The organism is Streptomyces sp. NPDC056987 (genome assembly GCF_042673865.1).
Lineage (GTDB): Bacteria > Actinomycetota > Actinomycetes > Streptomycetales > Streptomycetaceae > Streptomyces.
Genome location: NZ_JBHURV010000003.1, coordinates 239,909 through 264,027, shown reverse-complemented (window position 1 = coordinate 264,027; position 24,119 = coordinate 239,909). Strand labels below are relative to the sequence as shown.

Genomic DNA, 24,119 nt, shown 5'->3' with positions numbered 1-24,119 from the left:
TTCTGTCGCTGCCGAGGAAGGATTGCCGATGTCACCGATCCCCCGCAGGTCCCTGCTGAAGGCCGCCGCCGTCACGGGCGCCGCCACCCAGTTCAGCTGGGCGCTCAGCCGGAACCCGGCGCGGGCGGCGGACGCCCCCGCCGCCGCGGCCGACGCCCCCGTCACGGTCCGCTGGCTGGAGGACGAGGGGCCCGGAGCGGCCGCCGGCTCCACCTTCGGGGTGCCGTGGCCGCGTGGCGCCCACCCCGCCGGCACGGCGTTCGCCCTGGCCACCGCAGGCGGCGAGGCCGTCCCCGTGCAGAGCTGGCCGACCGCCTACTGGCCCGACGGCTCCCTCAAATGGACGGCCCACGCCGTCGGGACCGCGGGCGACCGCGCCGTCGCCGCGGCCGAGCGCCTCACCCTCGCCGCCGGAACGCCCGCCGCCCCGGCGAAGAAGGTCACCGTCACCGGGACCCGGCGGAAGATCACCGTCGACACCGGTGTCGTCCGGGCCGTCATCCGCAGGGACGGCGACCAGCTCGTCGAGTCCCTGACCCGCGGCACCACCCGGATCGCCACCGACGGCCGCCTCGTCCTGCTCCGCCAGGGCGAGCTGGGCGATCGGGACCTGGACGACGCGGGCAGCGCCAAGTGGGAGCGTTTCGACGGCGAGATCTCCGGTGCCGAGGTCGAACAGGACGGCCCCGTCCGGGCGGTGGTCCGCATCGACGGCAAACACCGGCGCGGCAGCCGCAGTTGGCTGCCCTTCAGCGTCCGGCTCTACTTCTACGCCGGCGCGGACTCCTTCCGCATGGTCCACACCATCACCTACGACGGTGAACAGACCGCGGGCCGCACGAAGGGCGACTTCATCCGCGGACTCGGCGTCCGCTTCTCCGTACCGATGCGCGACGCCGCGTACGACCGGCACATCCGGATCGCCGGCGAGGGCAAGGGCTTCCTCACCGAGGCCGTCCAGGGCATCACCGGACTGCGCCGCGACCCGGGCGCCGCCGTCCGGGCCGCGCAGGTCAAGGGCGAGAAACTGGCCGACCCCGCCACCTGGGACCAGCGGGTCACCACCCGCCTCCCGTACATCCCCACGTGGGGCGACTACACCCTCTCGCAGCTCTCCGCCGACGGCTTCACCCTGCGCAAGCGCACCAAGCCGGGCCACGGCTGGATCACGGCGGGCGGCGGCGGCCGGGCCTCCGGCTTCGGCTATGTCGGCGGGGCGAGCGGCGGACTCTCCTTCGGGCTGCGCGACTTCTGGCAGAAGCACCCCGCGCAGCTCGACATCCGGGGCGCGGCGGGCGACGAGGCCGAGGTCACCCTCTGGCTCTGGTCACCCGAGGCCCGCCCCATGGACCTGCGCTTCTACCACGACGGCATGGGCCAGGACACCTACCCCGAACAGATCGAGGGCCTCAACATCACCTACGAGGACTACGAGCCCGGGTTCGGCACCCCGTACGGCATCGCCCGCACCAGCGAGCTGATGTTCTGGGCCAACGCGGCCACCCCCACCGCCGCCGAACTCGTCGCCCAGTCCCAGGCCGTCCGCACCCCGCCGCAACTCGCCGCGAGCGCCGAGGACCTCAGCAGGGCGGGCGTGTTCGGCGGTCTGTTCGCCCCCGTCGACCGCTCCGTCCCCGCCAAGGCGAAGATCGAGGACCAGCTCGACTTCCTCTTCACCTACTACCAGGAGCAGGTCGAGCAGCGCCGCTGGTACGGCTTCTGGGACTACGGCGACTTCATGCACAGCTACGACGAGAACCGCCACCAGTGGCGGTACGACGTCGGCGGCTACGCCTGGGACAACTCCGAACTCTCGCCCGACCTCTGGCTCTGGTACGCCTATCTGCGCTCCGGCCGCTCCGACATCTTCCGCTTCGCCGAGGCGCTCACCCGGCACACCGGCGAGGTCGACGTCTACCACCTCGGCCAGTGGGCCGGACTCGGCACCCGCCACGGCGTACAGCACTACGCGGACAGCGCCAAGCAGCAGCGCATCTCCACCGCCGTCTACCGCCGCCCGTACTACTACCTCACGGCGGACGAACGGGTCGGCGACCTGATGCGCGCCCAGGTCGACTCCGACGAGACGTTCCTCGTCCTCGACCCCATCCGCAAGATCCGCACCGAGCCGTACGAGCCCGACCGCAACGCCCTGTCGATCGGCTTCGGCACCGACTGGAGCGGGCTCGCGGCGGGCTGGCTCACGGAGTGGGAGCGCCGGGGCCCGCAGGCGGCCAAGGCGGAGGCGCGGCTGCGCTCCACCATGGAGACGATCGCCGCGCAGCCCAACGGCTTCGTCCAGGGCTCGGGGCTGTACGACCTGGACACCGGGAAGTTCGCGGTCGCCGACAAGCCCCTGGTCAGCGTCTCCCATCTCTCCGCGATGTTCGGCCTGGTCGAGATGTGCGCGGAGCTGATCGGCCTCATCGACCTGCCCGCGTTCGAGGAGGCCTGGCTGGACTACTGCCGCTACTTCAACGCGACCAAGGCCGAGCAGCGCGAGCGGTACGGCACCGACTTCGGCAGCCTGCTCCTCTTCCAGGGCCACTCGCGCCAGGACGCCTACGCGGCCGCCCGGTCGGGCGACGAGAAGCTGGCGGAGCGCGCCTGGCAGAAGTTCTACGACAGCGACGCGTACACCTCGGCGATGGTCTGGGACCGCAAGCGCATCGAGGGCCCCGATGTCCTCGAACCGGGCTGGGAGAACCTGCGGATCAACACCAACGAGACGGCGCTCTTCGGGCTGGCGGCGATCCAGAACCTGGCGCTGGTGGGCGACCGGATCCCGAAGTAGGGGAGGGGGGGACCGTGAAAAGCACCAGGAAACACACCGTGGAAGACATGAGGGAACACACCGGGGAACACGCCAGGGAGGTCATGAGGGCACACACCGGGGAGCACACCACGGAACGCGCGCGAGCCGGAAGAGGGTTCCCGCTCCGGCACGCCGGGGCGGTGCTGCTGGCCGCCCTCACCGCGGCGACGGCCCTGTCGTCCCCCGCACGGGCCGGGGCACCCGAGCGCGCACCCGGCCTGCCCGCCGGGTGCGCGGGGACCTCCCCGGTGGTCTGCCACTTCGCCGTGGCGCCGGGGACGTACGAGGTGACGGCCCTGCTCGGCGGGGCCACCGCGGGCTCCACCGGCGTCTCGGCGGAGACCCGCCGCACGATGCTCGCCGAGACGGCGACCGCGGCCGGCCGGACGGTACGGCGCGGCTTCACCGTGGACGTACGCGCGCCCGAGGGGGAACCCACGGGCCCGGCCGGCAGCCCCGGCCTCGACCTGCGCTTCGACGGCGCGGCGCCACTCCTGGCGGGGCTCCGGGTCACCCCCGCGCCCCGGGCGCCCCAGCTCTTCCTGGCCGGTGACTCGACGGTCTGCGACCAGGCGGGCGAACCGTACACGGGGTGGGGCCAGCAGCTTCCGCAGTACCTCCGCGCCGGTATCTCGGTCGCCAACTACGCCGATTCGGGGGAGGGTTCGCAGTCCTTCCTGGACACGCCCGCGCTCTTCCCCGCCGTCGAGTCCCGGGTGGGCCGGGGCGATCTCGTCCTCGTGCAGCTCGCGCACAACGACAAGCAGACCCTCGCCGACGTCTACCGGGCCAACCTCACGGAGATGACCGACCGGGTACGGGCCAGGGGCGGCCGGCCCGTCCTGGTCACGCCGATCGTCCGCCGCTGGTTCAACGCCGACGGGACGCTCGACAACGGCACGGCCCTGAACGTGAACGGCCTGGGCGTCGACCTCCCGGCCGAGATGCGCGCGCTCGCCAGGGACCGCGGCATCCCCCTCGTCGACCTCACGGCGCTCACCAAGCGGCGGGTGGAGGAACTGGGCCCCGAGGCGTCCAAGGCGCTCTTCCTCTACGACGAGAAACGCGACAACACGCACACCTCGGTCCGGGGAGCGACGGAGTTCGCCGCCCTGGTTCTCGGGGAATTGCGGGCACAGCGGCTGATTCCGGGCCGGGTGGTGCGCTGACCAGTGGCGTCCCGGTCCGCCGGTCCGTGCGGATACCCGACAGAAGGTGTCGGGTATCCGCGCCATCATCGTGCTGACGCCGATCGCTCAGGCGCGTTCGGGCGTCGGCACGACGATGGCACGGGACACGGAAGAAGGACAGGACACACATGTCAGCAACGCTGGACGGCAAGGTCGCGCTCGTCGCGGGAGCGACAAGGGGGGCGGGCCGGGGCATCGCGGTGGAACTCGGCGCGGCCGGCGCCACGGTCTATGTGACCGGCCGCAGCACCCGGGAGCGACGCTCGGAGTACGACCGCCCCGAGACCATCGAGGACACCGCCGACCTGGTGACCGAGGCGGGCGGCCGCGGCATCGCCGTCCCGACCGACCACCTGGACCCCGCCCAGGTCCGCGCCCTGGTGGACCGGATCGCCGCCGAACAGGGCCGGCTCGACGTGCTCGTCAACGACATCTGGGGCGGCGAGAACCTCTTCGAGTGGGAGGCTCCCGTATGGGAGCACGACCTCGACAAGGGGCTCCGGCTGCTCCGGCTCGCGGTGGAGACCCACGCGATCACCAGCCACCACGCCCTGCCCCTCCTGCTGCGCAAGGAGGGCGGACTCGTCGTCGAGATGACCGACGGCACCGCCGAGTACAACCGGGACACCTACCGGAACTCGTTCTTCTACGATCTTGCCAAGACCGCGGTCCTCCGGATGGCCTTCTCGCTCGGCCACGAGCTGGGATCGCGCGGCGGTACGGCGGTGGCCCTGACGCCCGGGTGGATGCGTTCGGAGATCATGCTGGATCACTTCGGCGTGACCGAGGAGTCGTGGCGCGACGCCCTGGAGAGCGAGCCGCACTTCGGCATCTCGGAGTCCCCGCGCTACGTCGGACGGGCCGTGGCAGCCCTGGCCGCCGACCCCCGGGTGAGCCGGTGGAACGGGCAGTCGCTGTCGGGCGGCCGGCTGGCCCAGGTCTACGGCTTCACCGACCTCGACGGCAGCCGGCCGGACGCCTGGCGCTACATCGTCGAGGTACAGGACGCCGGCAAGCCCGCCGACACGGCCGGCTACCGCTGACACCTTGCGTACGCGGGCCGGGAAGCGGCCGGGGCACCGTGCCCCGGCCGCTTCCCGGCCTGCCGCCTCACCCCGTCCAGCGGTAGCGGCGCTCCGGTCGGCCCGTGCCGCCGTACCGGAGCGAGATCTCCGCGCGGCCCGTGGTCGCGAAGTACTCCAGGTAGCGCCGGGCGCTCACCCGGGAGAGGGTCCCCGCCGCGGCGCACTCCGTGGCGGAGAGGCCCCCGGTGTTCTCCCGCAGGATGCGCTCCACCAGCTCCGCCGTGTGCGGGGCGAGCCCCTTCGGGAGCCCGCGGCTGCCCGGCGGCCGGGTGCCGAAGATCCGGTCGACGTCCTCCTGGCGCGCCTCGCCCAGACCGGCCAGCCGGCTCCGCAGCGATGCCACGTGCTGGAGCTGCTCTTGGAGCGCCGTCCGGTGGAACGGCTTGATCAGATAGTGCAGCGCGCCCGCCCGCAGCGCCGCCCGGATCAGCTCCGCGTCCCGCGCCGCCGTGATGAACAGCGCGTCGACGCTGGTGTTCCGGCCGTCCCGCTCCTCCGCCGCGCGCAGCTCGCGCAGCACCGCGATGCCGTCCATGTCGGGCAGATAGATGTCGAGCAGCACCAGGTCCGGCCGGAGCCGTTCGGCCGCGCGCAACGCCTCGGCGCCGCTGTGCGCCACACCGACGACCGTGAAGCCGTTCATCGCGGACACATAGCGGCTGTGCAGCTTGGCGACCATGAAGTCGTCGTCCACCACCAGCACTCTCATCACGGCGACACGCTAGGCCGCGACCACAACGACCACAACGTCCGTTGATTCCGGAAGAGAGACAGCTTGTTAACGCACAGGCAACATGTGGCCCACTTCACACCACTTCCCGAAGGGCGGCACACGTGCGATTGCGCACCCCTCTGGCCCTGCTCGGGTCGGCACTCCTGGTGCTGGTGGGGCCGCCGCTGCTCTCCTCGGGCAGTGGCACCGACACCGGTACGCAGATACCCGGCCTGCGCTTCATGGTCCCCAACACCCCCGGCGGCGGTTACGACATCACGGCCCGCACCCTGGCCAAGAACGCCGAGGACGCCGAACTCACCCACAACATCGAGGTCTTCAACCTCCCCGGCGCGGGCGGCACCGTAGGACTGACCCGGCTCGTCGGGGAACACGGCAACGGCAAGCTCGCCATGTCCATGGGCCTCGGGGTCGTCGGCGCCGTCCACACCAACAAGTCGCCCAAGACCCTCGCCGACACCACGCCGATCGCCCGGATCACCGAGGAGTCGGACATCGTCGTCGTCGCCAAGGACTCCCCGTACCGGACCATCGACGACCTGGTCACGGCCTGGAAGGCCAACCCGGCCAAGGTCCCGGTCGGCGGCGGCTCCTCGCCCGGCGGGCCCGACCACCTCGCCCCCATGCTGATGGCGAAGGCCGCCGGCATCCCGCCGAAGACCGTCAACTACGTGCCGTTCGACGGCGGCGGCGAACTCCTCGCCTCGATCCTCGGCAACAAGGTCGCCTTCGGGGTCTCCGGCGTCGGCGAGTACCTCGACCAGATCGAGTCCGGGGAGCTGCGGCTCCTCGCCGTCACCGGACCCGAGCGGCTGCCCGGACTGGACGCCCCCACCCTGCGCGAGTCCGGCCTCGACACCGACTTCACCAACTGGCGGGGCATCGTCGCACCGCCCGGCATCTCCGGCGCCGAGCGCGCCAAGCTGCTGGCCTTCATCGAGAAGCTGCACGACTCGCCGCAGTGGCGGGAGTCGCTCAAGAAGAACGGCTGGGCCGACGCCTTCCTCACCGGCGAGGAGTTCGGTGACTTCCTCGCGGAGGAAGACCGGCGCGTCGACTCCGTTCTCAAGGAGCTGGGACTGTGACACCGCCGACCGACACCCCCGACACGCCTGACATCCCTGACACCTCTGCCACCCCTGACACTTCTGGCGCTGCCACCACTTCTGCCACCACTTCTGCCACCGCGGCCCCGGCAGGGCCCCGCGACGCCCGAGGCTGGATCCGCGAACACTCCGAGATCGGCGTCGGCCTGCTGCTGCTCGCCCTCGGCGTCCTCGTCCTGACCGACGCGCTCACCATGTCCGTCGACCTCACGCAGCGCGGCCCCGTCGGCCCGAGGACCGTTCCCCTCGTCGTCGGCACCGGACTGCTCGTCGTCGCCGTACTCCTCACCCTCGACGTGCTGCGCGGTGGCCGGGGCGAGGCCGAGGGCGGCGAGGACATCGACCTCGCCGAGCCCAGCGACTGGCGGACCGTCCTCCTGCTCGCCGGGGTCTTCCTCGCCAACGCCGTCCTCATCGGCCCGCTCGGCTTCCCGATCTCGGGCGCCCTGCTCTTCTGGGGCTCGGCGTACGCGCTCGGCAGCCGGCACCACGACCGGGACCCGCTGATCGCCGCCGGGCTCTCGCTCCTCACCTACTTCGTCTTCAACAACCTGCTCGGTGTCCCCCTCCCCGGCGGCCCGCTGATGGGGGTGCTGTAACCGATGGACTCCCTCAACTCCCTCATCGACGGCTTCGGTACGGCACTCACGCCGATGAACCTGCTCTGGGCCGCGATCGGCGTGCTGCTCGGCACCGCCATCGGCGTCCTGCCCGGCATCGGCCCGGCCATGGCGGTCGCGCTGCTGCTCCCCGTGACGTACGGACTCGACCCGACCGGCGCGTTCATCATGTTCGCCGGGATCTACTACGGAGCCATGTTCGGCGGCTCCACCACCTCCATCCTGCTCAACACCCCGGGGGAGAGCGCCGCCGTCGTGGCGGCGATCGAGGGCAACCCGATGGCCAAGGCGGGCCGTGGCGCCCAGGCGCTCGCGGCAGCGGCCGGCGGGCACTTCGCCGGCGGCATGATCGGCACGATCCTGCTGGTCGTCCTCGCCCCGACCGTCGCCGCGCTCGCCGTCGACATCGGCGCGCCCGACTACTTCGCGATCATGGTGCTCGCCTTCATCGCTGTGACCTCCGTCCTCGGCTCGTCCCGGATCCGCGGCCTCGCCTCCCTGCTCATCGGCCTCACCATCGGTCTCGTCGGACTCGACCAGATGACCGGCCAGCAGCGGCTCACCTTCGGCACGCTCCAACTCGCCGACGGCATCGACGTGGTGATCGTCGCGGTCGGCCTCTTCGCGATCGGCGAGGCCCTGTGGGTCGCCGCCCATCTGCGCCGCACCACGGGCGAGGCGATCCCGGTCGGCCGCCCCTGGCTCGCGAAGAAGGACATCCGACGCACCTGGCGGCCGTGGCTGCGCGGCCCGCTCATCGGCTTCCCGTTCGGGGCGATCCCGGCCGGTGGCGCGGAGATTCCGACCTTCCTCTCCTACGTCACCGAGAAGCGGCTCTCCCGGCACAAGGACGAGTTCGGCAAGGGCGCCATCGAAGGCGTCGCGGGGCCCGAGTCGGCCGCCTCCGCCTCGGCGGCCGGCACGCTGGTCTCGATGCTCACCCTCGGACTGCCGACCACGGCCGTCGCCGCCGTGATGCTCGCCGCCTTCCAGCAGTACGGCATCCAGCCGGGCCCGCTGCTCTTCGAACGCGAACCCGAGCTGGTCTGGGGGCTGATCGCCTCCCTCTTCGTCGGCATGGTGCTGCTGCTCGCCCTCAACCTGCCGCTGGCACCGGTCTGGGCCAAGCTGCTGCGCGTCCCGCGTCCCTACCTCTACGCGGGGATCCTCTTCTTCGCGGCGGTCGGCGCCTACGCGGTCGGCGGCGAGGCGCTCGACCTGGTCATTCTGCTGATCATCGGGCTGATCGGGTTCGGGATGCGGCGGTACGGGCTGCCCGTGCTGCCCGCGGTCATCGGCGTCATCCTCGGCCCGGCCGCCGAGCAGCAGTTGCGGCGCGCGCTCCAGATCAGCGACGGCAGCGTGACCGGGCTGGTCAACACCCCGTTCTCGGTGACGGTGTACGCGGTGATCGTGCTGCTGCTGGCCTGGCCGGGGATACGGAAGCTGATCGCGACGCGCCGGGGGGCGTCCACGGTGCGGTAGCGGCACCGGGCGGCGACGCCGGGTCCGTTGTCAGTGGTGGCTGGCACCATCGGCACATGACCACGACCGACTGGGACGCCGCTGCCGACGCCTTCGACCAGGAGCCCGACCACGGGCTCCTGGACCCCGCGGTCCGGGCCGCCTGGGCCGCCCGGATGGCGGCGTGGCTGCCCGCGCCGCCGTCCCGGGTCCTCGACCTGGGGTGCGGTACGGGCAGCCTCGCGCTGCTCGCCGCCGAGCGGGGACACCGGGTGACGGCCGTCGATCTCTCCCCGCGGATGACGGCCCTCGCCCGGGCCAAGCTGGCCGGTACCGACGCGGAGGTCCTGACCGGCGACGCGGCCCGGCCGCCGGTGGGGGAGGGGCGCTTCGACGTGGTGCTGGCCCGTCATGTGCTCTGGCTGCTGCCGGATCCCGAAGAGACGCTGCGTCACTGGACGGCGCTGCTGCGGCCCGGCGGGCGGCTGGTCCTGGTCGAGGGAGTCTGGTCCGGGACCGGCCTGCCCGCGTCCCGTCTGACCACGGCCCTGGCTCCGGTCACCGAACGGGTCGAGTACGAACGGCTCTCCTCGGACACCGCCCTCTGGGGCCGCCCCGTCGACGACGAGCGATACGCGCTGATCGCGACCCCTGCGCCGCCCCGGCGCCACCGGGAAGTGGTCGACGTCCATCTCGTCCTGCGCCGGGGCGACGAGGTGCTGCTGGCCCGCAGAGCCGGGACGGGATACGGCGACGGGCTGCTCAACTGCCCCTCGGGGCATGTGGAATCCGGCGAGGACGTCCGTACGGCCGTGATCCGGGAGGCGGCCGAGGAGATCGGCGTCGCGCTGGCTCCCGGTGATCTGCGTGTCGCGCTGGTCATGCAGCACCGCGGTCCGGGCGGTCGGCCCCGCATCGGCTGGTTCTTCGAGGCGGCGTACGGCGCGGGCGGCGAGCCGTACAACCGGGAGCCGGACAAGTGCTCGGGCCTCGCCTGGCACCCCCTGTCCGGCCTTCCGGACGACATGGTCGCGTACTGCCGCGCGGGCCTCGACGCCTACCGCGCGGGTGAGCGCTTCGTCCTGCACTGGCACGAGGACGACGACCCGGTCGCCCACTCCCCGGGCACCGACCGGTCCACGGTCCTGCCCGCCACGCGCGGCGGCTCGCGCGGCGATTCGCGCTGAGAGAGGGGCCGCTGGTCAGCTCAGCTCGCGGACATGGCGTACCTCGGTCGCGCAGACCCGGTAGCCGAACCACCGGTTGACGGCGAGCATCGGGCCGTTGTCCGCGTCGTTCGACGTGAACGCCTCCTGGTAGCCCGCCGCTCTGGCCCGGCGCAGGGAGTCCGTCTTGGCGAGCTTCGCCAGACCGCGGCCCCGGAAGGCGCGGCGCGTCCCCGTCATACCGGTCGCGTAGCGGGTGGCGCCGTCGGTGTGGGCCGAGGTGAAGGCCGCCACCTGTCCGTCCACCTCCACCACCGTCGTCAGCTCACGGTCCAGACACGGGTGGTTCCAGGTGTGGTTCAGCCAGTCCTCGTAGTCGTCCAGGGTCGTCGCGATATCGCCCGGTTCGTCCGAGGACACCTCCGCGTCGGCCTCGAACAGCGGGCGCGGGTCGGCCGCGTACGCGTCGCCCGTACGGAGCACCACCCCCGCCGGGAGCACCGCGGGGAGCTCCGGCAGCGCGTCGCCGGTCAGGTCGAGACTCTGGAAGCGGGCGGGGCGCGTGGGGCGGTAGCCGTGGCGGGCGGCGAAGGCGAGGCTGCCCGGCTCCTCCAGCGCCCAGGCGTAGACGCTCGTCGCCCCGTGCGCCGCCAGATGCTCCTCGGCGGTCTTGAGGATCAGCGACCCGGCGCCCCGCCCGCGCCGCCCGGGCAGGACATGCGGGGTGACCGAGGACTGGCCGGGATCCTCGCTGTCGTACGCGATGCCCACATGCGCCGTACCGATCACCTCACCCGCCTCCTCGGCCACCAGGAGGCGGTACTTCTTGGCCGGATTCGCGTTCGCCACCTCGAACAGGAGGTCCTTCTCCGTCACGACGACGAACGGCAGGCAGGCACGGCGCAGCGCGACAACGGCGGGGGCGTCCTCGGTGCGGAAATCACGCACAGTCACAGTCATGGAGCGTGACCCTACGTGTGTCCGCCCCCGGTCCGCCTCTTCTTTTTCCCGTCGCGTTCCGGCCAGCTCTGGCGCCCGTCACTCGGCGCCGGGGGCCCGTGGGGGAGAATCGCACCGTGACGTTGAAGATCGTGATCGACCCGGCCGCCGTGACCGCTCCGTACGAGCAGCTGCGTACCCAGATCTCCGCGAAGGCCCGCTCCGGTGCGCTGCCGGTGGGGTACAAACTCCCCACCGTACGGGGGCTCGCCGAGGAGCTGGGACTGGCCGCCAACACCGTCGCCAAGGCGTACCGCGCGCTGGAGACGGACGGGGTCATCGAGACCAGGGGCAGGAACGGTACGTTCGTCGCCGCCGCCGGCGAGGCCGCCGACCGTGAGGCCGCCTCGGCCGCCCGCGCCTACGCGGAGCGTGCGCGACGCCTCGGGCTCGGCAGGGCCGCCGCGCTCGCCGCGGCGGAGGAAGCGGTACGGGCCGTGTACGCGAAGTGACGGCGCCGCGGGCCCCGGAGCCGCCGACGGCCCCGGACACCGACCCGCCGCAACCCCGCTCAGAGGTACAGGCCCGCCTCCGGGCTCGTGTGCTGTGCCGGGACCGAGGCCGGTCCCGTTCCCCGGCGCAGCGCGTACAGCTCCGCCAGCGTCGCGCCGTCCCGGCCCACCGCGGCCGCCTCCTCGTCGCCGTCCTCCCGGCCCAGCCAGGAGATCGCCTCCGCGCGGGTCAGCGAGCCGACCTCGATCCTGGCCAGGCAGCGGCCGGGGCGGACCACCGCCGGGTGCAGCCGCTCCAGATCCTCGTTGGTCGTCACCCCCACCAGGACGTTCCTGCCCTGCCCGAGCAGACCGTCCGTCAGGTTGAGCAGCCGCGACAGCGCCTGGCCCGCCGTGTGCTTGGCCTCGCCGCGGATCAGCTCGTCGCAGTCCTCCAGGAGGAGCAGCCGCCAGCGGCCCTTGGCCGAGCCGTCGTCCTCGCCGATCGCGATGTCCATCAGATAGCCGACGTCGTTGAAGAGCCGTTCCGGGTCCAGCACACAGTCCACCTGGCACCAGTCGCGCCACGAACGGGCCAGCGTGCGCAGCGCGGAGGTCTTGCCGGTGCCCGGCGGCCCGTGCAACAGCAGCAGCCGGCCCGCGATGTCGTCCGGGGTCACCTTCATCAGCCGGTCCATCGCCTCGGCCACCGGCGCGGTGTAGTTGGGCCTGATCTCGTCCCACGTGCCGGCGGTGATCTGCCGTGTCGTACGGTGCGGGCCGCGCCGCGGCGAGACGTACCAGAACCCCATCGTCACGTTCTCGGGCTGCGGCTCCGGATCGTCCCGGGCGCCGTCCGTGGCCTGCCGGTGGATCTTCTCCGCCAGTTCGGTGCTGACGGCCGTCACCGTCACATCGGCGCCGCGGTTCCAGCGGGACACCAGCAGCGTCCAGCCGTCGCCCTCGGCCAGGGTCGCGCTCCGGTCGTCGTCGCGGGCGGAGCGCAGCACGGTGGCACCGGGTGGCAGCAGGCCCGCGCCCGGCTTGACCCGGTCGATCGTGGAGCTGTGGGAGTAGGGCTGCTCGCCCGTCGTGAAGCGGCCGAGGAAGAGCGCGTCGACCACATCCGAGGGCGAGTCGCTGTCGTCGACGGTGAGCCGGATCGGCAGGGCGTCCTGAGGGTTGGGGGACATGTCGCCCATGATCCGGCACGGGGACGGCCGATGCACGGTGTTTTGGCCCCTGGAGGGGGAGCGCGCCGCCGGTGCCCCATGGCCCCGGCGCGCAGCGCCGCCGTCATCACCGCCGTCACGCTCCCCGGCCCGCCACTCTGCCGCCCGGCCCCGTCACTCCATCAGGCCGCCCCGCCGCCGCGCGCCGGGCACGGCCGCGCGGGCCACGGCCGCGGCCCGGCGGGCCCGCCGTACCAGCGCGTACCCCTTGGTCAGCGCCCGGTCCCCGGCGAAGGCGCGGCTGAGCGCCCGGCCCTCGACGAGCCGGCCGAACTCCTCGATCCCGGTGGTGCGCCGTACGGTCACCCGCTCCAGCGCGTACGGGCCCTGGCCCCGGCGCGCCAGCGCGTTGCCGACGGCCAGCGACTGGGTGAACCCGGCCGCGCGGACGGCGTGGCGCACCCGCCGGCTGGAGTAGCCGTACGGATAGGCGAAGGAGACGGGCTCCGTGCCCAGCTCCTCGGCGAGGATCTCCCGGCAGCGCTCGGTCTCGAAGCGCAGCCGCCGGTCATCGGTCTGGTCGAGCTGCGGATGGGTGTGGCTGTGGCCGCCGATCTCCGTGCCGGCGGCGGCCAGTTCCCGTACCTGGTCCCAGTCGAGCATGGTGTCCGGGGCGCCGCCGGCCCGGCGGTCGGAGGACCCGCCGCGCAGCCACGCCGTCGACACGAAGAGGCTCGCGGCGAAGGAATGCTCCACGAGAACGGGGAGCGCGTGCCGGTGCACCCCCTCGTAACCGTCGTCGAACGTGATCAGCACCGGGCGCTCCGGCAGCGGCTTCCCGGTGCGCCAGGCGTCGGCGAGCCGCGCCGTGGTGACCGGGGTGAAGCCGCGCGCGCCGAGCAGCGCCATCTGCGCGGCGAACGCCCCGGGCGGGACGGAGAGCGCGCGGGTGGCAGGCGCGGGCCGCTCCGTGACGGCGTGGTACATGAGGATCGGTACGCCGCCGGTACCGACGGCGGGAGGCCGCGGCGGCGCGGGCGCGGGGCCGGAGGGGCCCGGCGCGCGGCGCGGCGCGGAGCCCCTCCTCCCCGTGGTCATACGGCCGCCTCCCACCGGCCGCGCAGCTCCTCGGCGGCGCCGGGCCCCCGCCGTTCGATGGGCCCCGACGTGAACGCCACGTCCCCGCCCCGGGTGCGGTAGCGGCCCACCAGATAGCCGGCCGCCGTGGTGGCCACCCCCGCCACGATCGCCCCGGCGCGGCCCAGACCGCCGGGCCGCCCCCGCACCGCGTCGCGCAGACCGCGCGCGATACCCGCCGGAAGCACGCGGGTGGTGTAACGGCGCTCCGACGCGAGCCCCTTGTCCGCTCCCACGCTCCTGGCGACCAGCGCCTTGGAGAGCCCTTCGGCGTACGTCCGCGTACGGAAGTAGCCGAAGCGCTCGCGGGCCGCGGGGACCCGGTGGTGGATGACGGCGCGGTCGTCGATCAGCAGCACCGCGTCCGGTACGGCCTCGGTGAGCCGGATGCACAGCTCCGTCTCCTCGCAGCCGAGCGGGCGCCGGTCGCCGTCGCGCCCGATGCCCGTCGCGAAGCCGCCCGCCGTGTCGAACGCGGTACGCCGGAACGACGCGTTGCCGCCGAGGACGTTGCGTACCCGGACCACACCCTCCGGCAGCCCCCGGTACGTACAGCCCACGACCCAGTCGAACTCCTCGGGGAACCAGGCGGGCCTGCGCCCCGAGGCCCACGCGGGCATCGTCCGCCCGCCCACGGCGAGGATCCGCGGATCGTCCCCGTACGCCTCGTCGAAGCGGCGCAGCCAGTCCCGTTCGGCCACGGCGTCGTCGTCGAGGAACGCCACGAACGCGCCGCGGGCCGCGGCGATCCCGGTGTTGCGGCCCGCCGAGAGGCCCCGCGGCCCCGCGTTGGCGAGCACCCGAACCTCGCCGCGCGCGGCCGGCTCCGCGTAGTGCGCGGTGAGCCGCGCCAGCAGGGCCGGGTTGTGGTCGACGACGAGCAGGGTCTCCAGGGCCGGCAGCGACTGCCCGGCCACCGAGTCGACCGCCGCGAGGATGTCCGGCCAGCGGTCCTCGGTGTAGACGCAGACGACGACCGTGAACGGCCGGTGCCGCGAGGCCGCCGCGCCGCCCCCGTGCGCCGGACCTCCGGTCACGACGCTCACGACGCCTCCCCGCGCGGCGCCGCGGGGACGCTGATCCGCAGGGCGACCGGGCGGCGGCGGTTCGAGCGGGGCACGCCCCGCTCGCGGAGTATCACCTTCAGGACGCGCAGGCCGTCCCGGACGGCTCTCAGATTGCTGACCCCGTGGATCCGGTCGTACTCGTGGCTCGGGATCTCCTGCACCTTCAGTCCGGCCTTGACGACCCGGATGTTCATCAGGGTCTCGACCTCGAAGCCGGTGCAGTCCAGGGTGATCTCGTCCAGGCAGTGGCGCCAGAAGGCGTTGTAGCCGTAGCAGAGATCGGTGTAGCGGGCGCCGAACTTGGCGTTGACGACGGCGCAGAGCACCCGGTTGCCGAGCTTGCGGATCGCCGTCATGTCGTCCGTGCCGCCGCCGTTGGCGAACCGCGAGCCCTTGGCGAAGTCGGCGCCGGAGACCAGGGCCGAGACATAGGAGACGATCTCCTGGCCGTCGGCCGAGCCGTCCGCGTCGACCATCACGATGATGTCGCCGGTGCACGCGGCGAAGCCGCTGATCAGGGCGTCCCCCTTGCCCTTGCCGCGCTGGGCGACGACCTTGACGTCCGGCCGTAACGCGCGGGCCACCTCGATCGTCCCGTCGGTGGAGTCGCCGTCCACCAGGACGACTTCGTGGATCCACTCGGGCAGGGTCTTGAAGACGTACGGAAGGTTCTCCGCCTCGTTCATGGCCGGTATGACGACGCTCACCGGCGGAGTGATCGCGAGATGCGAGGAGATCGGCCGGTACGCGAGCCGGTCCATCCGCCCGCCCTGCTGTTCGAGCTGGATATGTCCCTCGGCCTGGATATGCCCCTCGGCCTGGCTCCGCTGTTCGCTCGGGAGCCGGGCCGGAATGTCCAACGGATCGTCACCCGGTATCGCCGGGCGCAGAAACGCGCTCACAAGACTTTCCCTCTCGTCCGGTGGACCGCCCACCCCCGGGCGGTCCCGCTGTGGTTCCGGTTCGAAAGGGGGGTTCTCACTCCGCCATGACGGCATGGCACATGGCACTCCGTGCTGGACGGGTGAGCTGTGGAACTGGTCGCGCGGCCCGCGACTCGGCAGCGCGGAGCGCGGTCACCGAGCGCGGTACCCCCCTACCGCGCCCCGCACCGGAAGCCATCGCGACGCTTGAAGCCCTCCCCAGGAGCCGCTTGCATGATGGACCGATGCGGGTGGATGTACGACGGTATTGATGATTGGGACTGTATGGCAAGAGCTGGAACCTCGGCGCGGGTTTTTGCTTCTTTGGCCGTACTTCGCCGGTCACATCCGGAACATCCCTGATCGGTTCCGCTCAATTCTTCACGCTCCGTGTACTCATAACGATCCAAGGGAAACTCTCACCGTGCGTTCTTGGCATGGACACTTCCAGTGAAGTGTCCCTGCTGGTACGACAGTTGTGGCAGAAATCCTGCTAAGGAGAGGTTCTATGAAACTGGCCCGAATCACGGCATTCTCATCCTCGCTCCTCCTCGGCGCCGTCCTCGCCCTCACCGGGGCATCGGCGGCCTCGGCCGCCGAGTCGGCCGCCGCCGTCGACTACGTGGCGCTCGGCGACTCGTACTCCTCGGGGGTCGGCTCCGGTGGGTACGACAGCGCCAGTGGTGCCTGCAAGCGCACCCCCAGGGCTTATCCGGCCCTCTGGGCCGCCGCGAACTCACCCGCCTCGTTCGCGTTCACCGCGTGCTCGGGCGCCCGTACGGGCGATGTGACCGCCAGTCAGCTCGGGCCGCTCAACTCCTCCACCGACCTCGTCAGCATCAGCGCAGGCGGCAACGACGCCGGATTCTCCGACGTCATGACGGTCTGCGTCCTCCAGTCGGAGAGTGCCTGCCTCAACCGGATCGCGCAGGCCCGCGCGTTCGTCGACGCCACGCTCCCCGGCAACCTCGACACGGTCTACACGGCGATCAGATCCAAGGCCCCGTCGGCGAGAGTCGTGGTCCTCGGCTATCCCCGCTTCTACCAGCTCAAGGGGACCTGTATCGCGGGGCTGAGCGAGGCGAAGCGGGCCGCGATCAACAGTGCGGCCGATTATCTGAACGCCGCGACCGAGAAGCGCGCCGCCGACCACGGCTTCACCTTCGCCAGTGTCTCCGCGGCCTTCACCGGCCACGAGATCTGCTCCAGCGCCTCGTGGCTGAACAGCCTGAACGTGCTGGACATCGGCGAGTCCTACCACCCCACGGCCGCCGGCCAGTCCATGGGCTACCTGCCGGTCTTCACCTCGGCCGCGTAGCCCCTCCCGTGAGCCCCTTCCGCAAGGCCCTCGGGGAGGCCCTCGCGAGGGTCCCCCACACGGGTCTCCCGCGACCGGGCGAACTGTCCAACTCGCCCTGAATTAACACGGATCGGGCCGTGTCGGGCCGTGTCTATTCCTCCCCGTACGAGTGTGGTTCCGCCCGAAGGCGGGATACACGGGTGTCCTGAAGGGACGATAGGGTTAACCTGCCCGGACCGGGTGCCCTCGTACGGGTGGGGAGTGGAATGAAACAGATAACGGTGCACAGCAGGGCACGAATCCCTGCGATCACCTGCGGGAGCAGCGCGAGCAGTTCGCGCCTCGACCGCCATCTCGCGGTGCTCGGCGGTCCTGCCGTGCCGCAGCGGGAGACGGTCGAGGCGACGCTGCTGATGCGTGAGCTGACCGCACGGGACAGGTCGGAGACACACACGAGGAAGGGCGCGCGGGTCTCACTCTTCGCGCCGCTGCGGCGGCTGCGCCGCACGCTCTTCGGCAGCCGCCGCTGACCTTCACGGTTCAGACTGCTCGCGGTATCCCCGCGCTCGGACCACCCGCGACCGTTCGGTGGGCCGGCCGGGTGCAGGCTGCCGCCTTCCTGTCTCCTCCTCCGTCCCCTCCGCGGCGGCCCGGCCGGTGAGTCCACTCCCCGACACCGGCCCTGGCCGGCCGCGGCCCTGAAGGCGGCTCGTGCCGCCGACTCACTCCCCGCCCCTCGCGTACCGCCGTACCACCAGCGGTACGAACAGGACCAGCAGCGCCAGTGACCACAGCAAGGATCCGGCCACCGGATGCGCGGCGGGCCAGGCGGCGTCCGGCACCGGGGCGGCGTTCCCGCACAGATCCCTGACCGCCGCGGCGACCGCGCTGATCGGGTTCCACTCGGCGACCGTACGCAGCCAGCCGGGCAGTCCCTCCGCCGGGATGTACGCGTTCGACAGCAGCGGCAGCACGAACGTCGCGGCGCCGAGCTGCCCCGCGATCTCCTCGTTGCGGACGAGCAGCCCGATGTACGTGCCGATCCACGCGGTCGCGAACCGGAAGAGCAGCAGCAGCCCCACCGCGCCGAGCGCGCCCGGCACGCCGCCCTCGATCCGCCATCCCACCGCCAGCCCCACCAGCAGCAGCGGCACCATCCCGGCGACCGTGGTCAGCAGATCCGCCAGGGTCTGTCCCAGCGGTACCGCGACCCGGCTCATCGGCAGCGTCAGGAACCGGTCCATGACGCCGCGCTGGGCGTCGTGCGACGCCTGGAACATGCCCGTCATCAGGCCGCCCGCGGCCGTCGCCGCGAGCAGTCCGGGCACGAGGTACGCGCGGTACTCCTCGCCCGGCATCGCCAGCGCGCTGCCGAAGACGTAGCCGAAGAAGAGCAGCATGTTGATGGGCATGGTCTGGGTGAGGATCACGATGCCCGGGGCGTGCCTGATCCGCTGGAGGTGGCGGCCCAGGACGGCGCCGCTGTCGTAGGCGAGCGTGCTCATGCGGCGTGCTCCTTCGGGGCGGACGTGCCGGACGCGTCGGACGTGCCGGACGCGGGGCGCGTGGAGGGGGTGACGGAATCGCGGGTGCGGTCGGTCAGACGGAGGAAGACCTGGTCCAGCGTGGGCGGCCGCAGGCTCACGTCGACCACCGGCACGCCCGCCGCGTCCAGTTCCCGGACGATCCGGGGCACGGTCAGCGCGGGGTTCATGGCCACGGCGCCGACCGTACGGAGCTCGCGGTCGAGGACGGGCTCGGCGCCGGTGAGCTGGTCGAGCACCCTCGCCGCGGCGACCAGCGCCGCTTCGGCCGTGCCTTCCGTGTCCGCCGCGGTCGGCTGCGCGAGGACGACCTCCGCGTACGAGCCGATGCTCGCCTTCAGTTCGGCGGGTGTGCCGTGGTGGGCGGCCCTGCCCCGGTCGATCAGCACGACGCGGTCGGCGAGCTGGTCGGCCTCCTCCAGATACTGCGTGGTCAGCAGGACGGTGGTGCCCTCGGCGGTGAGCGCGCGCACGGCGGCCCAGATCTGGTTGCGGCTGTGCGGGTCGAGCCCGGTGGTCGGCTCGTCGAGGAAGAGCACCCGGGGGCGGGTCAGCAGGCTCACCGCCAGGTCGAGGCGGCGCCGCATCCCGCCGGAGTAGGTCCGTGCGACCCGGGCCGCGGCGTCCGTCAGCTCGAAGCGCTCCAGCAACTCGTCGGCGCGCGCCCGGCCCGCCGCGCCCCTGATGCCGAGCAGTCTGGCGAAGAGCCGGAGGTTCTCCCGGCCCGTCAACTCACCGTCGACACTGGCGTACTGACCGGTGACCCCGATCGCGCGGCGCACCGCGCCCGGGTCGCGCACGACGTCGTGCCCCGCCACTCGCGCGGTCCCCGCGTCGGGCGCGGTGAGCGTGGTCAGCACCCGCACGGCGGTCGTCTTGCCCGCGCCGTTCGGCCCGAGCACCCCGCAGACGGTGCCCTCGGCGACCGCCAGATCCAGCCCGCGCAGGGCGGGCACGCCACCGGCGCCGCCGTAGCGCTTCTCCAGACCCTCACTAAGTACAGCGTACGTAGTTGTCATGTGGCCCACCATAGCGCACTACGTACGGTGTACGTAACTAGGATGGTGGGCGAGGTGATGATCCATGGCGGGGCGACCTGCTGAACCCGAAGTGATCTGGGCCCGCCCCGAGCGGGCCGGGCGCGGGCCGAAGGCGGCCTACAGCCGCGCCGACATCGCGTCCGCCGCCGTCCGGATCGCCGACGCCGGCGGCATCGGTGCCGTGACCATGCGGCATGTGGCGGCCGAGCTGGGCTGCGGCACGATGTCGCTCTACAACTACATCCCGCGCAAGGAGGACCTGCACGAGCTGATGGTCGACGCGGTCGCGGGCGCCTACCCCCTGCCCGAGGAGCCGTCCGGCGACTGGCGCGCCGATCTGACCCACCTCGCGTACCGCGCGCGCACGATGATGCGGGACCACCCCTGGATGGCGGGGCTGATGTCGAGCGCCTACGGATTCAGCCCGAACGTGATCGGCTTCCTGGAGTACAGCCTGCACTGCCTGGACGGGCTCGACCTCTCGTACGGCGAGAAGATGGAGCTGGTCGCGATGGTCAACGGGGTGGTGACCACCTACGTGGCCAACGAGCTGCACACGGCGGAGCGGGTGCGGGCACTGCCCTGGTCCGCGGAGCGCGAACACGAGATCCGGATCGCGTACATGGCGAGCGAGCTGTCGTCGGGCCGCTACCCGCGGCTGTCGGCGGCGCTCGCCGAGGACTCGGGCCCCGTCGACCTGGACGCGGTCTTCGACCGGGCGCTGAGCCGGGTGCTCGACTCCTTCGCACCGGCGGCGGAGCGGAAGGGCGGCCGCCGGTCCTGAGGGCTTGAGGGCTTGAGGGCTTGCGAGCCGGTCGGCTCGAAAGGGTGAGGGCTTGACTGGCTTGACGGCTTGAGGTCCCGACGAGGGACGTTAGACGAGGGCGAACTGCCCCTCCGGGCCCTCCTCGTGGTGGTCGAGCACCGACGCCGGGCGGCGGGCCGCCGCCCGGACCGGCAGGACACCGGCCGTCCGCAGCTCGGCCCGCCCGATGGCCGCTCCGGCCCGGGCTCCGGCCTCGGCTTCGGCGAGCAACGTCCGCCGGAGCGGCCGTACTTCCGCGAGCAGCGCCAGGACCGTGATCAGCTCCAGCAGCTCCGAGGTCCACTCCCGGGGCCAGCCGGCCGGCCGGATCGCCTCCAGCGTGCCCGGCTCCGGCGGATCCGTGGGCCGGGCGCGGCGCTCGAACCACAGCTCCAGCACCCGCACCCCGCCGACCGTGAAGTCCCAGGCCCCGGCCGGTACGGGCGAGATGCGGCCGGTGGTGCCGACACACAGTGCCTCGTCCGCCGCGTCGTACGTCAGGGACCCGGGCCGGTCCGGCAGCGCGGCGCGTACGTACGGGCGGCGCCCGCCGGGCAGCCGGGGCCGTTCGCCGCCACGCGCCCCGCGGAGCTGGATCCCGGTCATCCGCCGCCCCAGCTCCACCCCGGAGTCCCAGACACCGGGATCGGCCGTCAGCGGCACCACGCACCCGGCGGGCGAGGGGACGGCGGTGGCCACGGCCCACGCCAGCACGTCCTCGGCACCGGCCTCCCGGCCGAGACGCGCCGCCAGCAGCTCCGTCAGCCCGGGGGCGAGATTGGGCTCCCCGCCGCCGGGGCGCCGGTAGAGCGGCCGGATCCGGCCCGGCCGCCCGGCGGGGGAGTGGCCGTCCGGGAGGACCGCGCTGACCAGCAGCGCCGGTCCCGGGTCGCCCTGGGGGACGTACCCCTGCTCCACGGCGAAGAGCTGCCGGGCGTCGGCGACGCGCCACAGCTCGGGGCGCGCCGCGTCGATCAGCCGGTGGTCGGGGATCAGCCACTGCTCGTCGAACGGTCCGTGCGCCACCCGCAGCGGCTCCGGACAGCGCCCCGTCTCCCGCGCGAACCGCCCGGTGCCGGTGGCCTGCCCGGGCAGCGCGGCCACCGCGCTCCGCGGTGTACGGGCCCGGGTCACCCCGAACAGCGCCTCCCGCTCGGCGCCCTCGGCCCGTACCAGCCGGTCCCAGCGGGCCGTCAGCGAACCGGAGTCCGGCGCGAGCACCCACGGCCGCCCCAGCCGCAACGGCGGCGTCGACCACGGCATCAGCTCACCGAGCAGCGGGGCATCCCCGAACGCCGCGTCGGCCCGCGTCGCAGCCATCCCCGGACCCTCCCCGTCGCCTCTCTCCCGTGTGCCGTCCGCGAAAGCGTAACCGGCGCCGGTGACGGCCGGATCAGCGCGCCGGAGGTTCACCCGTAGGACCGGTGTCCGTCTCCACGGTGACCGAGAAGGAGAACCGGTCGCCCCGGTAGCGGATCCTGGCGACGTCCACCACCCGGCCGCCCTCGTCGTACGTGACCCCCGTGTAGTGCAGGATCGGGCTCAGCAGCGGCACCCCCAGCAGCTCCGCCGTGACCGGATCCGCCAGCCGCGCCTCGACCGTGTCGGTGATCCGGCTGATCCGTATCCCCCGGGTGTCGCGCAGCACCTTCGTCATCGGCCAGCGCTCCAGGTCCGCGACGTCGAGCCCCGCCGCGACCTCCGGACGCACCGCGTTCTCCGCCCAGTTGACCGGCTCCCCGCTCTCGCCGTCGCGGCGCAGCCTGCGGTACGCGACCACCTCGTCCAGCCCGGGGAAGTACTCGGCGAGTTCACCCGGCACCGGGACCGGGCCGTGGTCCAGGACCGTGGTCAGCTCGCCCGACTGCTGTGCCACGATGGCGTCGACCGAACCGAGGAGCCGGCGCGGGGCGCCCCGCCGCGCGCCCGGCTCGATGAAGGTGCCGCGCCGCCGGTGCCGGCTGATCAGCCCCTCCTCCTCCAGCTCCTTCAGCGCCTGGCGCATCGTCAGCACACTGACCCCGTAGTGCGCGGCGAGCTGCTCCTCCGTGGGCAGCCGCAGCGGATCGTGCGGACGGCGGCCCAGTATCGAGGCGCGCAGGGACTGCGAGACCTGGTACCACAGCGGCAGCTTGCGGTTCAGGACCAGTGAGTCGGGGGCGAAGGCGGTCACCGGTGAACTCCCAGCGGGTCAGGGCCTGAAGTGGCGTTCAAGACCCTGCCACACCTCGTCGTAACCCGGCTGGAGATGCGCGGCCCGCGCCGCCTGGCCGGCCAGGGTCACCGGCCAGCGCGTCTCGAACATGAACGCCAGCGCTTCGTCGATCTTCTGCGGCCGCAGCTCGGCGGCGCTCGCCCGGTCGAAGGTCTCCCGGTCCGGGCCGTGCGCCGACATCATGTTGTGCAGCGAGCCGCCGCCCGGCACGAACCCGCCCTCGCCCGCGGTCTTCGCGTCGTACGCGCCCTGGATCAGGCCCATGTACTCGCTCATCACGTTGCGGTGGAAGTACGGCGGCCGGAACGTGTCCTCCCCGACCAGCCAGCGCGGCGCGAAGACCACGAAGTCGACGCCCGCGAGCCCCGGGGTGTCGGACGGCGAGGTCAGCACGGTGAAGATCGAGGGGTCGGGGTGGTCGTAGCTGATGGAGCCCATCACGTTGAAGCGCCGCAGGTCGTAGACGTACGGCACATGGCTGCCGTGCCAGGCGACGACATCGAGCGGCGAGTGGCCGTAGGTGGCGGACCACAGGTTGCCGCAGTACTTGCTGATCACCTGCGTCGGCCGCTCGATGTCCTCGTACGCGGCGACGGGTGCGTGGAAGTCCCGGGCGTTGGCCAGGCCGTTGGCCCCGATCGGGCCGAGGTCGGGCAGGACGAACGGCCGCCCGTAGTTCTCGCAGACGTACCCGCGCACCGTGTCGTCCAGCGGCTCGACCCGGAACCGCACCCCGCGCGGGATCAGCGCCACCTCGCCGGGGCGGGCGGCGAGCAGGCCCAGCTCCGTACGGATCAGCAGCCCGCCGCGCTCGGGGACGATCAGCAGTTCGCCGTCCGCGTCGCTGAACACCCGGTCCGTCATGGGCGCGTTGGCGTGGTAGAGGTGCACCGCCATGCCCGAGCGCTGCCCCGCGTCCCCGTTGCCGCCCAGCGTCCAGAGGCCGGCCAGGAAGTCGGTGCCTGGCGGCGGCTCCGGCAGCGGGTTCCAGCGCAGCCGGTTGGGGTCGGGGACGGACTCGGTGAACGGGGCGCCGCGCACCGCGCCGTTGTCGATCCGTGCGAACGGCGGGTGCGCCGCCGAGGGGCGGATGCGGTACAGCCACGAGCGGCGGTTGTGGCTCCGGGGCTCGGTGAAGGCGCTGCCGCTGAGCTGCTCCGCGTAGAGCCCGAGCGGCGCGCGCTGCGGTGAGTTGCGGCCGTGCGGCAGCGCGCCGGGCACCGCCTCCGAGCTGTGCTCGTTGCCGAAGCCGGGGGAGTGGCCGAGGTCCGTGGCCGCCTTCCGTGCCTGTTCGATGCCGCTCATCG

22 protein-coding genes are annotated in these 24,119 nt (G+C 72.7%); 11 read left to right on the top strand and 11 right to left on the bottom strand.

Going from position 1 to position 24,119, the window contains the following annotated elements:
* Window positions 1-28: 28 nt before the first annotated feature.
* The 3 genes from ACFTZC_RS05670 (at window position 29) to ACFTZC_RS05660 (ending at window position 5,048) form a co-directional block, all read left to right on the top strand.
* Window positions 29-2,794 (top strand): Tat pathway signal sequence domain protein, encoded by a 2,766-nt coding sequence (locus ACFTZC_RS05670; protein WP_382887118.1) that lies wholly within the window; start codon window positions 29-31, stop codon window positions 2,792-2,794.
* A 47-nt stretch (window positions 2,795-2,841) separates the two neighbouring features.
* Window positions 2,842-3,984 (top strand): rhamnogalacturonan acetylesterase, encoded by a 1,143-nt coding sequence (locus ACFTZC_RS05665; RefSeq protein WP_382887116.1) that lies wholly within the window; start codon window positions 2,842-2,844, stop codon window positions 3,982-3,984.
* Between the two features lie 149 nt (window positions 3,985-4,133).
* Entirely contained in the window at window positions 4,134-5,048 is a 915-nt protein-coding gene (locus ACFTZC_RS05660; protein WP_382887114.1) for an SDR family oxidoreductase, read from the top strand.
* 67 nt (window positions 5,049-5,115) lie between these two features.
* Here ACFTZC_RS05660 and ACFTZC_RS05655 read toward each other — a convergent pair whose 3' ends face one another.
* Window positions 5,116-5,799: a response regulator gene (locus tag ACFTZC_RS05655; protein WP_382887278.1), complete on the bottom strand. Its 684-nt coding sequence runs from the start codon at window positions 5,797-5,799 to the stop codon at window positions 5,116-5,118.
* 125 nt (window positions 5,800-5,924) lie between these two features.
* Here ACFTZC_RS05655 and ACFTZC_RS05650 point away from each other — a divergent pair, with 125 nt between their 5' ends.
* The 4 genes from ACFTZC_RS05650 to ACFTZC_RS05635 all read left to right on the top strand — a co-directional run bounded on the left by ACFTZC_RS05650 (window position 5,925) and on the right by ACFTZC_RS05635 (window position 10,200).
* Complete coding sequence (locus tag ACFTZC_RS05650; RefSeq protein WP_382887112.1) at window positions 5,925-6,908, top strand: Bug family tripartite tricarboxylate transporter substrate binding protein; 984 nt, start codon at window positions 5,925-5,927, stop codon at window positions 6,906-6,908.
* A 137-nt stretch (window positions 6,909-7,045) separates the two neighbouring features.
* Window positions 7,046-7,528, top strand: a complete 483-nt coding sequence (locus tag ACFTZC_RS05645; protein WP_382887276.1) for a tripartite tricarboxylate transporter TctB family protein — start codon at window positions 7,046-7,048, stop codon at window positions 7,526-7,528.
* Between the two features lie 3 nt (window positions 7,529-7,531).
* On the top strand, window positions 7,532-9,034 hold the full coding sequence (locus ACFTZC_RS05640; RefSeq protein ID WP_382887111.1) for a tripartite tricarboxylate transporter permease: 1,503 nt from the start codon (window positions 7,532-7,534) through the stop codon (window positions 9,032-9,034).
* Window positions 9,035-9,090: 56 nt separating this feature from the next.
* Window positions 9,091-10,200 (top strand): methyltransferase domain-containing protein, encoded by a 1,110-nt coding sequence (locus ACFTZC_RS05635; RefSeq protein WP_382887109.1) that lies wholly within the window; start codon window positions 9,091-9,093, stop codon window positions 10,198-10,200.
* A gap of 15 nt (window positions 10,201-10,215) precedes the next feature.
* Here the strand turns inward: ACFTZC_RS05635 and ACFTZC_RS05630 are convergent, their stop codons facing one another.
* A complete protein-coding gene (locus tag ACFTZC_RS05630; RefSeq protein WP_382887107.1) occupies window positions 10,216-11,139 on the bottom strand; it encodes a GNAT family N-acetyltransferase in 924 nt (307 codons plus the stop codon).
* A 116-nt stretch (window positions 11,140-11,255) separates the two neighbouring features.
* Here ACFTZC_RS05630 and ACFTZC_RS05625 point away from each other — a divergent pair, with 116 nt between their 5' ends.
* A complete protein-coding gene (locus ACFTZC_RS05625) occupies window positions 11,256-11,630 on the top strand; it encodes a GntR family transcriptional regulator (protein ID WP_365810329.1) in 375 nt (124 codons plus the stop codon).
* Window positions 11,631-11,689: 59 nt separating this feature from the next.
* Here ACFTZC_RS05625 and ACFTZC_RS05620 read toward each other — a convergent pair whose 3' ends face one another.
* The 4 genes from ACFTZC_RS05620 to ACFTZC_RS05605 form a co-directional block, all read right to left on the bottom strand.
* On the bottom strand, window positions 11,690-12,802 hold the full coding sequence (locus ACFTZC_RS05620) for a DUF5925 domain-containing protein (protein WP_382887105.1): 1,113 nt from the start codon (window positions 12,800-12,802) through the stop codon (window positions 11,690-11,692).
* Window positions 12,803-12,955: 153 nt separating this feature from the next.
* Entirely contained in the window at window positions 12,956-13,768 is an 813-nt protein-coding gene (locus ACFTZC_RS05615) for a polysaccharide deacetylase family protein (RefSeq protein ID WP_382887274.1), read from the bottom strand.
* 107 nt (window positions 13,769-13,875) lie between these two features.
* On the bottom strand, window positions 13,876-14,955 hold the full coding sequence (locus ACFTZC_RS05610; protein ID WP_382887273.1) for a glycosyltransferase family 2 protein: 1,080 nt from the start codon (window positions 14,953-14,955) through the stop codon (window positions 13,876-13,878).
* 5 nt (window positions 14,956-14,960) lie between these two features.
* Entirely contained in the window at window positions 14,961-15,746 is a 786-nt protein-coding gene (locus ACFTZC_RS05605; RefSeq protein ID WP_382887271.1) for a glycosyltransferase family 2 protein, read from the bottom strand.
* A gap of 670 nt (window positions 15,747-16,416) precedes the next feature.
* Between ACFTZC_RS05605 and ACFTZC_RS05600 the strand changes: the two genes are divergently transcribed.
* Window positions 16,417-17,226 (top strand): SGNH/GDSL hydrolase family protein, encoded by an 810-nt coding sequence (locus ACFTZC_RS05600; RefSeq protein WP_382887103.1) that lies wholly within the window; start codon window positions 16,417-16,419, stop codon window positions 17,224-17,226.
* Window positions 17,227-17,474: 248 nt separating this feature from the next.
* Window positions 17,475-17,738 carry a hypothetical protein gene (locus tag ACFTZC_RS05595; RefSeq protein WP_365810325.1) on the top strand — a complete coding sequence of 88 codons (264 nt, stop codon included), beginning with the start codon at window positions 17,475-17,477 and terminating at the stop codon, window positions 17,736-17,738.
* 192 nt (window positions 17,739-17,930) lie between these two features.
* Here ACFTZC_RS05595 and ACFTZC_RS05590 read toward each other — a convergent pair whose 3' ends face one another.
* On the bottom strand, window positions 17,931-18,713 hold the full coding sequence (locus ACFTZC_RS05590) for an ABC transporter permease (RefSeq protein ID WP_382887101.1): 783 nt from the start codon (window positions 18,711-18,713) through the stop codon (window positions 17,931-17,933).
* The gene (locus ACFTZC_RS05585) at window positions 18,710-19,771 is read right to left on the bottom strand and encodes an ATP-binding cassette domain-containing protein (RefSeq protein ID WP_382887099.1); all 1,062 of its coding nucleotides are present in this window, start codon (window positions 19,769-19,771) and stop codon (window positions 18,710-18,712) included. The genes ACFTZC_RS05590 and ACFTZC_RS05585 overlap by 4 nt, the downstream gene beginning before the upstream one ends.
* A gap of 64 nt (window positions 19,772-19,835) precedes the next feature.
* On the opposite strand from ACFTZC_RS05585, the gene ACFTZC_RS05580 reads away from it, so the two are divergent.
* Window positions 19,836-20,576 (top strand): TetR/AcrR family transcriptional regulator, encoded by a 741-nt coding sequence (locus ACFTZC_RS05580; RefSeq protein WP_382887097.1) that lies wholly within the window; start codon window positions 19,836-19,838, stop codon window positions 20,574-20,576.
* 90 nt (window positions 20,577-20,666) lie between these two features.
* On the opposite strand, the gene ACFTZC_RS05575 is transcribed toward ACFTZC_RS05580, so the two are convergent.
* The 3 genes from ACFTZC_RS05575 to hmgA form a co-directional block, all read right to left on the bottom strand.
* Window positions 20,667-21,917 (bottom strand): type ISP restriction/modification enzyme, encoded by a 1,251-nt coding sequence (locus ACFTZC_RS05575; RefSeq protein ID WP_382887095.1) that lies wholly within the window; start codon window positions 21,915-21,917, stop codon window positions 20,667-20,669.
* Between the two features lie 73 nt (window positions 21,918-21,990).
* Complete coding sequence (locus ACFTZC_RS05570; RefSeq protein WP_382887093.1) at window positions 21,991-22,770, bottom strand: GntR family transcriptional regulator; 780 nt, start codon at window positions 22,768-22,770, stop codon at window positions 21,991-21,993.
* Between the two features lie 18 nt (window positions 22,771-22,788).
* Window positions 22,789-24,117 carry a homogentisate 1,2-dioxygenase gene (gene hmgA / locus ACFTZC_RS05565; protein WP_382887091.1) on the bottom strand — a complete coding sequence of 443 codons (1,329 nt, stop codon included), beginning with the start codon at window positions 24,115-24,117 and terminating at the stop codon, window positions 22,789-22,791.
* Window positions 24,118-24,119 lie beyond the last annotated feature (2 nt).